The organism is Methylobacterium sp. Leaf111 (genome assembly GCF_001423285.1).
Lineage (GTDB): Bacteria > Pseudomonadota > Alphaproteobacteria > Rhizobiales > Beijerinckiaceae > Methylobacterium.
In genome coordinates this window covers 119495-131549 of sequence record NZ_LMNE01000073.1, presented here as the reverse complement: position 1 = coordinate 131549, position 12055 = coordinate 119495, and the positions used below count along the sequence as shown (strand labels likewise).

Annotated in this window: 12 protein-coding genes; 11 read left to right on the top strand and 1 reads right to left on the bottom strand. The window is 68.2% G+C overall.

Annotated elements, in window-relative coordinates; all coding sequences use genetic code 11:
• The first annotated feature begins 146 nt into the window (after positions 1-146).
• Positions 147-701, top strand: a complete 555-nt coding sequence (locus ASF41_RS22095) for a metallophosphoesterase (RefSeq protein ID WP_056497138.1) — start codon at positions 147-149, stop codon at positions 699-701.
• A gap of 179 nt (positions 702-880) precedes the next feature.
• Here ASF41_RS22095 and arsH read toward each other — a convergent pair whose 3' ends face one another.
• Entirely contained in the window at positions 881-1630 is a 750-nt protein-coding gene (gene arsH / locus ASF41_RS22090) for an arsenical resistance protein ArsH (RefSeq protein ID WP_056497135.1), read from the bottom strand.
• Positions 1631-1677: 47 nt separating this feature from the next.
• Between arsH and ASF41_RS22085 the strand changes: the two genes are divergently transcribed.
• The 10 genes from ASF41_RS22085 (at position 1678) to ASF41_RS22040 (ending at position 11925) form a co-directional block, all read left to right on the top strand.
• Positions 1678-2025: a helix-turn-helix transcriptional regulator gene (locus tag ASF41_RS22085; protein WP_056497132.1), complete on the top strand. Its 348-nt coding sequence runs from the start codon at positions 1678-1680 to the stop codon at positions 2023-2025.
• Complete coding sequence (gene arsC, locus ASF41_RS22080; protein WP_056497129.1) at positions 2025-2450, top strand: arsenate reductase (glutaredoxin); 426 nt, start codon at positions 2025-2027, stop codon at positions 2448-2450. Before ASF41_RS22085 ends, arsC begins: the two co-directional genes overlap by 1 nt.
• Before the next feature lie 31 nt (positions 2451-2481).
• Entirely contained in the window at positions 2482-3777 is a 1296-nt protein-coding gene (locus ASF41_RS22075) for an arsenic transporter (RefSeq protein ID WP_056497126.1), read from the top strand.
• A 108-nt stretch (positions 3778-3885) separates the two neighbouring features.
• Positions 3886-4272 carry a helix-turn-helix transcriptional regulator gene (locus ASF41_RS22070; RefSeq protein ID WP_056497123.1) on the top strand — a complete coding sequence of 129 codons (387 nt, stop codon included), beginning with the start codon at positions 3886-3888 and terminating at the stop codon, positions 4270-4272.
• On the top strand, positions 4269-5249 hold the full coding sequence (locus ASF41_RS22065; protein WP_056497120.1) for an arsenic resistance protein: 981 nt from the start codon (positions 4269-4271) through the stop codon (positions 5247-5249). The genes ASF41_RS22070 and ASF41_RS22065 overlap by 4 nt, the downstream gene beginning before the upstream one ends.
• A 250-nt stretch (positions 5250-5499) precedes the next feature.
• A complete protein-coding gene (locus ASF41_RS22060) occupies positions 5500-6213 on the top strand; it encodes a phosphoribosyltransferase (RefSeq protein ID WP_056497117.1) in 714 nt (237 codons plus the stop codon).
• Between the two features lie 176 nt (positions 6214-6389).
• Positions 6390-6785 carry a hypothetical protein gene (locus ASF41_RS22055; RefSeq protein WP_056497115.1) on the top strand — a complete coding sequence of 132 codons (396 nt, stop codon included), beginning with the start codon at positions 6390-6392 and terminating at the stop codon, positions 6783-6785.
• An 81-nt stretch (positions 6786-6866) separates the two neighbouring features.
• A complete protein-coding gene (locus ASF41_RS22050; protein ID WP_056497112.1) occupies positions 6867-7262 on the top strand; it encodes a FixH family protein in 396 nt (131 codons plus the stop codon).
• Entirely contained in the window at positions 7259-8761 is a 1503-nt protein-coding gene (locus tag ASF41_RS22045; RefSeq protein ID WP_056497109.1) for an efflux RND transporter periplasmic adaptor subunit, read from the top strand. The genes ASF41_RS22050 and ASF41_RS22045 overlap by 4 nt, the downstream gene beginning before the upstream one ends.
• Entirely contained in the window at positions 8758-11925 is a 3168-nt protein-coding gene (locus ASF41_RS22040; protein ID WP_056497106.1) for an efflux RND transporter permease subunit, read from the top strand. Before ASF41_RS22045 ends, ASF41_RS22040 begins: the two co-directional genes overlap by 4 nt.
• The last annotated feature ends 130 nt before the right edge of the window (positions 11926-12055 follow it).

Sequence of the window (12055 nt, the reverse complement as noted above, 5' to 3'; positions counted from 1 at the left end):
CCGCGACCAAGCAGAGTCGCGTTTTCTCGCCATCCGGGCCCGCCCAAGGAGCATTCCATGAAACGCAACGGCCCTCCCACGCCCCCCTGAAACCCGGAGCGCGAGCGACCCCTGCGTCGAGCCTCCGCACCCGCGAGAGGCCCACAATGCCCCCGAGAATCCTGTACTCAGCCGACGCCCATTTCGGGCACCGGACGATCCTTCACCCCCGGTTGGGGCTCAGTCGCCCGTTCGCGACCATCGAGGAACATGACGAAACCCTCATCGCGAACTGGAACACAGCCGTCCGCCCGGAGGACACGGTCTGGCACCTCGGCGACTTCTGCTACCGCTGCCCGGAAGCCCGCGCCCGCCAGATATTTTCGAGGCTGAACGGAAGGCGCTTCCTGGTCCGCGGCAACCACGACAAGGTCGCGGTGCGGCTGCCATGGGACGGGCCCGTCGTCGACGTCGCCCATGTCGTCGACCGCGAAACGGATGGTGCGCCCAGGGGAATTTTCCTGAGTCATTACGCGCACCGCGTATGGCCCCGCATGCACCGCGGCGACATCCACCTTTTCGGACACTCGCACGGCCGGCTGCCGGGCACAGCGGCCAGCACCGACGTCGGCGTCGACTGCTTCGATTTCCGCCCGGTCACCCTCGCCGAGATCCGGGAACGACTCGTCGAGAACGCCGACGGGACCGACATTGCGCCATGAGCTTCAAGCTCAGAAGCCTCCGACCCGGATCATCGGCAACACGCACGGCGACAAAACCGACGGCTACAGGATGTCGCCCCACTATCGATACGAAGCGCTGACCGGGCATTCCGCAGGCCGCCAAGAGCATTCGAGGGTAATCGGGCCGAGGGGCGTCGTACACCGGCGGCAGGAATGCGTCACGACCGCTTCGCGAACCCGATGTCGGCGGCGACCTCCTTCAACCGCTCGGGCTCCCGCTCCTTGCGCTCCGAGTATCGGTCGACGAGATAGCCGGCCCGTTCCCGGGTCAGCAGCGTGAACCTCACCAATTCCTCGCAGACGTCCACGACACGGTCGTAAAGCGGCCCGGGCCTCATCCGGCCGGCCTCGTCGAACTCCTTGTAGGCCATCGGCACCGAGGACTGGTTCGGGATGGTGATCATCCGCATCCAGCGCCCGAGCACACGCAAGCCGTTCACGGCGTTGAACGATTGCGAGCCGCCCGAGACCTGCATCACCGCCAGGGTCCGTCCTTGCGTCGGGCGCACCGACCCTTCCGACAGTGGCAGCCAATCGATCTGGCTCTTGATCACCCCGGTCATGGCGCCGTGGCGTTCCGGGCTGACCCAGACGTGCCCCTCCGACCAGATCGAGAGGGTTCGAAGTTCCTGGACCTTCGGGTGATCGGCCGTGGCGTCGTCGGGCAGCGGCAGGCCGTGCGCGTCGTAGATCCGCACCTCGCCGCCCATCGCCTCCAGCAGGCGCGCGGCCTCGTAGGCCAGGAAGCGGCTGAAGGAACGCTCCCTGAGCGAGCCGTACAAAATCAGGAAGCGTGGGGCGTGGGTGAACGGTGCCTGCACCTGAAGGTCGGTCGCCGCCGGGACCGCGAAGTGCCCCTCGCTGAGGTTGGGCAATCCATCGGCGAAAGGCTGTCGGGGCTTGTCCAAGACGCTTCGTTCCTCTACGTTTCAACGATGGTTGAGATATTGACATCATGATGGACGAACGGCAAGCCGTCGCCGCCTTCGCGGCCCTCGGGCAGGAACACCGCCTACGCATCGTGCGACAGCTCGTAACCGCCGGTCCCGACGGCATGGCGGCCGGCATGCTGGCCGAGGCGGTCGGCGTCTCGGGCACCAACCTGTCATTCCACCTGAAGGAGCTCAGCCATGCCGGGCTGGTCACCTCGCGGCGCGAGGGACGCTCGATCATCTACAGCGCCGCCTACCCGGACCTGTCCGAGCTCATCCAATTCCTGATGCGCGATTGCTGCCAGGGGCGTCCCGAGGTCTGCGCCCCGGCCGTTGCCGCTCTGTCCACCTGCTGCACGGAGATCGCCTGATGGATGTCGTCATCTACCACAACCCGGATTGCGGCACGTCCCGCAACACCCTGGCCCTCATCCGCAACGCCGGCCTCGAACCGCACGTGGTCGAGTACCTCAAGACCCCGCCGAACCGGATCCTGCTGCGCCAACTCGCCGACCGGGCCGGCGTCACGGTCCGTGACCTCCTGCGCGAGAAGGGCACGCCCTACGCCGAGCTCGGCCTCGCCGACGAGAGCCTGACGGACGACCGGATTCTCGATGCCATCGCCGAGCACCCGATCCTGCTGAACCGCCCCCTGGTGGTGAGCCCGAAGGGCGTCGCCCTGTGCCGGCCTTCGGAAAAGGTCCTCGACCTCCTGCCGGCCCAGCAGGGCGAGTTCGTCAAGGAGGACGGCGAACGGGTCGTCGACGAGCACGGGCGCCGCGTCGCCACTGCCTGACGCCATCCCATAAGAACAAGAAACGGCCCCGATGCTCGCACTCGCCATCTTCGTCGTCACCCTCGTCTTCGTCATCTGGCAGCCGAAGGGCCTCGGGATCGGATGGAGCGCGCTCATCGGAGCCGCCGTCGCGCTGGCCACCGGGGTGATCCACCCCGGCGACATCCCCGTGGTCTGGCACATCGTCTGGGACGCCACCTTCACCTTCGTGGCGCTGATCATCATCTCGCTGCTGCTCGACGAGGCCGGCTTCTTCCACTGGGCGGCGCTGCACATCGCCCGCTGGGGTGGGGGTCGGGGACGGCTGCTGTTCCCGCTGGTGATCCTGCTGGGGGCGGCCATCGCGGCGGTGTTCGCCAACGACGGCGCGGCCCTGCTGCTCACCCCCATCGTCCTCGCGATCCTGCTGCGGCTGGACTTCAAGCCGGCGCCCGCCCTAGCCTTCATCGTCGCCTGCGGGTTCGTGGCGGATAGCACTTCTCTGCCACTGGTGATCTCCAACCTCGTCAACATCGTCTCGGCCAATTTCTTCGACATCTCCTTCAGCCGTTACGCCGCCGTGATGGTGTCGGTGAACCTGGTCTCGCTGGCGGCGACACTGGTGGTGCTGTGGCTCTTCTATCGACGCGACCTGCCGGCCACGTACCCGGTCGCTGAGTTGGAGGCGCCCCCGAACGCCATTCGCGACCCCCTCGTCTTCCGGGCGGCCTTCCCGCTCCTCGGGTTGCTGCTGATCGCCTACTTCGTAACGGCTCCGTTCGGCGTGCCGGTCTCGGTGGTCACCTGCGCCGGGGCGCTGATCCTGCTCGGTCTCGCCAATCGGAGCCGGGTGATCCCATTGCGAAAAGTTCTGGCTGGGGCGCCCTGGCAGATCGTACTGTTCAGCCTTGGCATGTACCTCGTCGTCTACGGCCTGAAGAATGCCGGCCTGACCGACTACCTGGCGCAGGGGTTGGTCTGGCTCTCCGGCCACGGGCCGTTCGTCGCCACCATCGGCACGGGGTTCGCCGCCGCCATGCTGTCCTCGGTCATGAACAACATGCCAAGCGTGCTGGTGGGGGCGCTCTCCATCCAGCAGGCGCCGGACCTCTCGCCGCTGATGCGGGAGCTGATGGTCTACGCCAACGTCATCGGCTGCGACCTCGGCCCGAAGTTCACGCCCATCGGGAGTCTGGCGACCCTGCTCTGGCTCCACGTCCTCGACACCAAGGGCCAGCGCATCACCTGGGGCCAGTACATGCGGGTCGGGGTCGTCATCACCCCGCCGGTGCTACTGGTGACGCTCCTCGCGCTCGCCGTTTGGCTTCCGATCCTCGGCCCGCAATGAGGGTGGGAGAACCCCGGAAAATTTCCGACGCGTAGGCCCGACCAGGCTTGCGGCCGATACTAAGTCCGCCTACTGACGCTTAAACGTTTCCATAACGGTTTAAGTGACGTGGACGAGAAACAGGCCCTCGACGGTTTCGGTGCAATCGCCCAGGAAACCCGCCTCCGCATCGTCCGCCTGCTCGTGACGGCGGGCGCGGACGGCATGGCGGCCGGTGCCATCACCGAGGCCATCGCGGGCGCCTCGGCGCCGCGCATCTCGTTCCATCTCAGCCACCTTGAGAACGCCGGCCTCGTGGTCGGCCGCCGGGAGGGGCGGTCGATCATCTACAGCGCGGTGTTCACGGCCCTGTCCGACCTCGTCGCCTTCCTGATGCGCGATTGCTGCGAGGGCCACTGCGAGGTCTGCGACCGCGCCATCGACCTGTTCGCCAAATGCACCGGGAGGCCCCAGCGAGTCGAGAAAGCCCCCAAGATCGCCTGCGAGGAAGCATGACCACCCTTCGCGACACCCTCGAAGGCCGGCAGATCCCGATCTACTTCGCCGCCATCGGCCTGGCGGTCATCGTGGCGCTGACGGTTCCACGCACCACGGCGCTCGAAGCCGGGATCAACCCGGCGCTTGCCCTCATGCTGTTCGTCACCTTCCTCCAAGTGCCGTTGGCCGAACTCGGCCGAGCCTTCGCACGCGTGCGGTTCCTGTTGGCCCTGCTCGTCACGAACTTCGTCGTCCTGCCGGTACTGGTCGCGGGCCTGATCCAATTTCTGCCTCCCAACCCGATGCTGCGCCTGGGCGTGCTGATGGTGCTGCTCACGCCCTGCATCGACTACGTCGTCACGTTCGCCCACCTCGGCCGCGCGGACGCCAGGGTGCTGCTGGCCTCCACCCCGGCGCTGCTGATCGCGCAGATGCTGCTGCTGCCGGCCTACCTCAACGTCTTCCTCGGCGAGGATGCCGCAAGGTTCGTCCAGGTCGGTCCGTTCGTGCACGCCTTCGTCTGGCTCATCGCCGTCCCTCTCGGGCTCGCCGCGGCGGTGCAGCTCTGGGGCGGACGCAGCCGTGCCGGGCGACGGGTGACCACGGGTCTCGGGCTCCTGCCGGTGCCGGCGACGGCGCTGGTCCTGTTCGTGGTGATCGCGTCCGTCCTGCCCCAGCTCGGACCCGCCCTCGACGATGCCCTGCGGGTGGTCCCGGTCTACGTCGCCTTCGCCGTGGCGGCCCCGCTGCTGGGCTGGGCGGTCGGTCGTGCGTTCCGCCTCAATGCACCCACCGGCCGGACGCTGGCGTTCAGCGCCGGCACACGCAACTCACTCGTTGTGCTGCCGCTCGCGTTTGCCGTCCCGGGTGCGGTCCCCCTGCTTCCCGCCGTCATCGTCACCCAGACGCTGGTCGAGCTCCTTGGCGAACTCGTCTACGTGCGCCTGATGCCCAGGCTCGGCGCCCCGTCTGCCTCCACGGTCCCGGCAGCCTAGGTCCGCTCCCGAGGTCGTCGGCCGCGGATCGCCCTCAGGCCTGCCTGACCTCGCCGTCGTGCGCCCGCGCCCTCGAAGGACCGCGTCACGTGCTTGGCTCCGGGGGGCGCGACGCGCTAAGGACACGCCCAGGAAGCCTCGGGGGTAGCGATGCCTGACCGAGCGTCATGAGGGCGTCGTGAGAGTACCGTGGACCACCGTGCACCCGTACGTCCTCGTGCACTGCGCCTGGAAGGATCCCGCCGGCCAGATGCCGGAACTGGCCTCTCATCCCGGGTACTGGGCGGCAAAGAAGCGTGGGGACGCGCAGGCGGCCATTCGGATCTGCGAAGACATGTTCAGGGACCCGGTACTCGACGAAATCCAGGACGCCGCGCATGACGCCGCGGACCGTGAGAAGCCCATCGTCGTCGCTCCTTCGCTGACGCCGGACGAGTCCTCGAACGCACTGTCCCGCGGTTACGGTCGATGGCTTGCCGAGGAAATGGGATGGCCCTTCGACCGTAGCATCCACCAGCGCCGGACCATGAGCCGCGACTTCAACAAGGACATGTGGTACAGGATCGGGCACGAACCCGAGTTCGACGGGATCGTCCAGGCCGGACGTCGCTACGTGATCGCAGACGACGTCTGTACCGGGGGCGGAACCGTCGCAGCCCTGCGGGGGTTCATCGAGGGTCAGGGTGCCGAGGTGTGCTGCATCACGGCGCTGGCGGCAGGCGACGGGGGACATCCTTTGATTTCCCTTGCCCCCGAGACCCTCTCCGGGCTTAATGAGGCGTGCGCTGGAGCGCTCGCGAACGTGTTTCTCGCGGAGGTCGGTCATGGAATCGAATGTGTCACAGAGCAGGAAGGACGTTTCCTCCTCCGGTGCGCGTCGGTTGACGCCTTCAGAGCTCGTATCCATGGAGCGCGCCACCCAGGATCTGGACAACCGTCTGGAAGCGGCGTTGCGGGACCGTAAGCCGCGTGTGCGCGCCCAATCCGGGCGTATGCTCGAAGTCGCCTGAGATACCGCCTTGCGAGACGGGCCCCGCCACGGCGGGGCTTTTTTTTGACCGGATGCACGTGCAGCCAGGATCCGAGGGCGCATTCGGTCCTCGCCTTCCTTACCGCCCCGGGATGTGGCATCGTCGTCCCGTGACCTTCTGGCTTGCTATCCGGCGGCTGCTTCCGCTCCTCGCGATCCTCGGCATCGCCCTCGCACCGGTGACCGCGTCCGCGGCCACCGCGGGCATGCGCGCGTCGACGTCCGTCGAGGGGCACCCCATGGCGATGCTCGACGATGCCATGGGCGACATGGCCGGGATGGCCATGGACGACATGCCGTGCTGTCCCAAGGACCTGCCGGATCTTCCTGACTGCTCCAAGGCCTGCCCACTCATGGCGCTGTGCCTGGCGAAGGTGGCGACCGGCTTCCCCGGCGGTCTCCGGATGCCCGCCCGCCTCGCCGTCCTCGAAGGAAAGGCCTGGTCCGTTACCGCCGCCTTCGACAGCCTTTCGCAGCGGCCACCCTCCGAGCCTCCCCGAGCCTGAACCCGATGCCGCCGGCGCCTGCGCCGGCACGGTGACGCGCGTCAGCGCGTGGCCATTCATTGCGTTCAGGAGCCCCCCATCGTGACCAAGACATCGATTTCGCGCGCCATGACGGCTGCGCTGCTCGGCCTCGCCCTCACCAACGCGGCCCGGGCCGACACCAAGGACTACGCGTTCGAGCTCGTGAGGGACGAGGCCCGGATGGGCGATGCCATCCTCGACGTCCGCCTCGTCGACAAGCGCACGTCCAGGCCCGTGCCGAATGCCGTCATCTTCGCCAAGCGCATCGACATGGCACCCGACAGCATGGAGGAGATGACCTCGAAGATCGAGCAGCTGCCGTCGCCGGAGCCGGGCCTCTACCGGTTCAAGGCGAAGCTGACGATGGCCGGCGGCTGGCGTCTTTCGCTCGGGGCCAAGGTGCAGGGCGAGACCGGTACCGTCGAGAACAAGCTGGTGTTCAAGGCCACCAAGTGAGCCGGTCGGCTTGGGCAGCCGGGACCCTCGCCGCGCTTGCGGCGGGGGTTTTTGGGTATGGCGCAGGGCATGAACGCAGCCCCGTGCCGGCGCTCGTCCAACAGGCGCGGGCCGGGTTCGCCCATTGGCTGCCGGGCGCCCGACAGGCTTCCCCGGTGTCCGCTCCGTCCCGGAGCAAGGCTTCGGGTCCCGTGGTCTACTACCGGGACCCGGACGGGAAGCCGGACTATGCCGCGGAGCCCAAGCGCACGGCGGACGGTCGAGACTATCGCGCCGTTCACGCCAGCGAGGACGTGCGCTTCGACGAGCCGGAGGAAGCGGAGGCAATGCCCGACGCTGGGCACGGCGACATGGCCATGGGTCAGGCCACGATGCCCGCGAGCGCCCGCAAGGTGCGGTTCTACCGCAACCCGATGGGGCTTCCGGACACCTCGCCGATTCCGAAAAAGGACTCGATGGGGATGGACTACCTCCCCGTCTACGAGGGCGAGGACACCGACGACGGCACCGTAAAGATCTCGCCCGGCAAGCTCCAGCGCACCGGGGTCAGGACGGCGGTGGTCGAGCGTCGCGTCCTGTCGATGCCGGTGAGGGCACCGGGCGCCATCGAGGAGGACGAGCGCCGGATCTCGGTCATCGCGATGCGCACCGACGCCTTCATCGAGAAAGTCGAGGCCGTCACCACCGGCGACCACGTGCACAAGGGCCAGCCGCTCCTGCGCCTGTTCTCGCCGGAGATGAACGCGGCCGCCGCGCAGTACCTCACCGGCATCGGCTACGAGGGCGCCCGCCGGCGCCTGGAGAACCTCGGCATCCCGTCCGAGGTCATCGACGAGATCGAGCGATCCCGAAAAGTGCCCTCGACCATCACGTGGTCGGCGCCCCGCGACGGCGTCGTGGTCGAGCGCAACGTCTCGGACGGGATGCGCGCCAAGTCCGGCGACACCCTGTTCAAGCTCGTCGACCATTCCCGGGTCTGGGTCCTCGCCGACGTGACCGAACGCGACCTGGCGGCCGTGGCGGAGGGCCAGACGGCGACCGTGCGCGCCCGGACGTTTCCGGATCGCGTCTTCACCGGCGCGGTGACCCGGATCTACCCGCACCTCGCCATGGGGACCCGGACCGCCCGCCTGCGCATCGAGCTGCCGAACTCGAACGGGGACCTACGCCCGGGGATGTTCGCCGAGGTGACGATCGCCACGGGCAGCGACAAGCCGGTGGTCGCGGTGCCCGATGACGCGGTCATCGACACCGGCACGAGACAGGTCGTCCTGCTGGACAGGGGCGAGGGTCGCTTCGAACCGCGGCCGGTCCGCCTCGGCGTCCGCGGCGACGGCTACGTCGAGATCCGCGACGGCATCGCCGCGGGCGACCGGGTGGTGACCTCGGCGAACTTCCTCATCGACGCCGAGAGCAACCTGAAGGCGGCGCTGCAGGGGCTCTCAGAGCCTAAGCCCGAGCCGCGCCCGCAGGCCGCGGCCGAGGGGAAGGCGCCATGATCGCCCGCCTCATCGCCTGGTCGGCGCGGAATCTGGTGCTGGTCCTGATAGGGACGGTGTTCGGGGTCGGAGCCGGGCTCTACGCCCTCAAAACCCTGCCGCTCGACGCGATCCCGGACCTCTCGGACGTCCAGACCATCGTCTACACCGAGTACCCCGGGCAGGCGCCCCAGGTCATCGAGGATCAGGTCACATACCCCCTGACCACGGCCATGCTGACGGTGCCGCGGTCGAAGGTGGTGAGGGGGTTCTCGTTCTTCGGGGTCTCGTTCGTCTACGTCATCTTCGAGGACGGCACCGACCCGTACTGGGCCCGCAGCCGGGTGCTCGAATACCTCAACACGGTGGCCAAGCGCCTACCGGCAGGGGTGACCCCGACGCTGGGACCGGACGCGACCGGGGTGGGCTGGGTCTATCAGTACGTCGTGGTCGCCAAGGAGCGGTCGCTGGCCGAACTCCGCTCGCTCCAGGACTGGGTCGTCCGCTTCGTTGCGTCCCGGGCCGAGGGCGTGGCGGAGGTCGCGGGCGTCGGCGGCTTCGTGAAGCAGTACAACGTGGTCGTCGATCCGAACCGGCTGCGGGCGCAGGGCATCACCCTTTCCAAGCTCCGGGACGCGATCCGGTCGAGCAACGCCGACGTCGGCGGGCGCACCGTCGAGCTCTCCGAGTTCGAGTTCGTCGTCCGTGGCCGCGGGTACCTCAAGAGCGTCGCCGACATCGAGAGCATCGTCCTGAAAACCGAGGCGGGCACGCCGCTGCGGGTGAAGGACGTCGCCAAGGTCGAGCTCGGCCCGGACGAGCGCCGCGGCATCACCGAGATGAACGGCGACGGCGAGGTCGCCGGCGGGATCGTCCTGCAGCGGTTCGGGGCGAACGCCCTGAACGTCATCGAGAACGTGAAGGCCCGGCTTTCCGAGGTCGCCGCCAGCCTGCCCAAGGGCACGGAGATCATACCTGTCTACGACCGCTCGCACCTCATTGAGGCGGCCATCGAGACCCTCAAGGGCACGCTGATCGAGGAAAGCGTCATCGTCGCCCTCGTTTGCGTCGTATTCCTGCTCCACGTCCGCAGCGCGCTGGTCGCGATCCTGATGCTGCCGGTCGGCATCCTGATGGCGTTCGCAGGCATGAAGGCCTTGGGGCTCGGGGCCAACATCATGAGCCTGGGCGGCATCGCCATCGCGGTGGGCGCCATGATCGACGCCGCCATCGTGATGATCGAGAACGCCCACAAGCACCTGGAGCGGGCCGACCCCGGCAAGCCTCGCGTCGAGATCCTGATCGAGGCCGCGGGCGAGGTCGGGCCGTCGCTCTTCTTCTCGCTCCTCATCATCACCGTGAGCTTCCTGCCGATCTTCACCCTGGAAAGCCAGGAAGGGCGCCTGTTCGGACCGCTAGCCTTCACCAAGACGTTCGCGATGGCGGCGGCGGCGGTGCTGTCCCTGACCCTCGTCCCGGCGCTGATGGTGCTGTTCGTCCGCGGCCGGATCATCCCCGAGCACCGCAACCCGGTGAACAGACTCCTGATCTGGGTCTACCGCCCCCTTATCGCGGGCGTCCTGCGGGCACGGGTGCTCACCATCCTATTGGCCCTCGTCGTCCTCGCGGCGACGGCGTGGCCGGCGAGCAGGCTCGGGTCGGAGTTCATGCCCGACCTCGACGAGGGCACCCTGATGTACATGCCGACCACCTTGCCAGGCATCTCCGTGACCAAGGCCGGCGACCTGCTCGCCACCCAGGACAGGATCATAAAATCCTTCCCCGAGGTGGCCTCGGTCTACGGCAAGGCCGGACGGGCCAACACCGCGACCGACCCGGCGCCGTCCGAGATGTTCGAGACCATCGTCAACCTGAAGCCGAAGGCCGAGTGGCGCCCCGGGGTCACGACGGCGAGCCTGAAGGCCGAGATGGACGCCGCGCTCCAGTTCCCCGGGGTCTCGAACGCCTGGACCCAGCCCATCCGCGCCCGCATCGACATGCTCTCGACCGGCATCCGCACGCCGGTCGGGATCAAGGTGCTGGGGACGGACCTCACCGAGATGGAAAAGGTCGCCCGCCAGGTCGAGGCGGTGGTGAAGGCGGTGCCGGGCACGTCGAGCGCCTACGCCGAGCGCGTCCAGGGCGGCTACTTCCTCGACATCACGCCCGACCGCGAGGCGCTGGGACGGTACGGGCTGACCGTCGGCGACGTGCAGGACGTGATCGGGATGGCGCTCGGCGGCGAGAGCGTCACCAACACCGTCGAGGGCCGCGAGCGCTACACCGTCAACGTGCGCTACCCGCGCGCCTTCCGCTCCGACCCACGATCCATCGCCTCCGAGGTGCAGGTCCCGATACAGGGCGGGGGCACCGTCCCGCTTGGGGAGGTCGCCAAGGTCGCCCTCGCGCGCGGTCCCACCCAGATCCGGACGGAGAACGGTCAGCTCGCGGTCTTCATCTACGTCGACGTCGTCGGTCGCGACCTCGGGGGCTACGTCGCCGAGGCAAGGGCGGCGGTGGCCAACGAGGTGAGGCTTCCCCAGGGTACCCTCGTGCAGTGGAGCGGGCAGGTCGAGTACCTCGACCGCGCGACGGCCCGGCTCAAGGTCGTGGTGCCCCTGACGCTGCTGATCGTGTTCCTGCTGCTCTACCTCAACTTCCGGCGGCTCACCGAGACGCTCATCGTCATGCTGTCGCTGCCCTTCGCCCTCGTCGGGGGCGTCTGGCTGATGTGGTGGATGGGCTTCAACCTGTCGGTGGCGGTCGCCGTCGGCTTCATCGCGCTGGCCGGCGTCGCGGCCGAGACCGGGGTGATCATGCTGGTCTACCTCGACCATGCGCTGGCCGAGATCCGGGCCGAGCGCGAGAGGGCCGGGATGGCCCTGACCAGGGCCGACCTGCGGCGGGCGATCATGGTCGGGGCGGTCGAGCGGGTGCGGCCCAAGATGATGACGGTGGTCGCCATCATGGCCGGGCTGCTGCCCATCCTGTGGAGCACCGGCTCGGGCTCCGAGGTCATGCAGCGGATCGCGGTTCCCATGATCGGGGGCATGGTCTCGTCGACCATCCTGACCCTGGTCGTCATCCCGGCGGTCTACGGGCTGGTGAAGGGATGGGGCCTGCCCGGAGCCAGGACGTCGAGTGAATCCGTTGAACGTGCCAAAACGCCCCTGGCGGCGGAGTGAGACCGAGGGATTGTGACATCGACGCATCCATGTCGGGAACCACATGGTCGGGTGCGGGACGGTCGCGGCGAGTGGCCTCCGAAGACGCGTCCGCCGCAAGGCCGAACGCCTCCATCGAACCCTCCGTCCG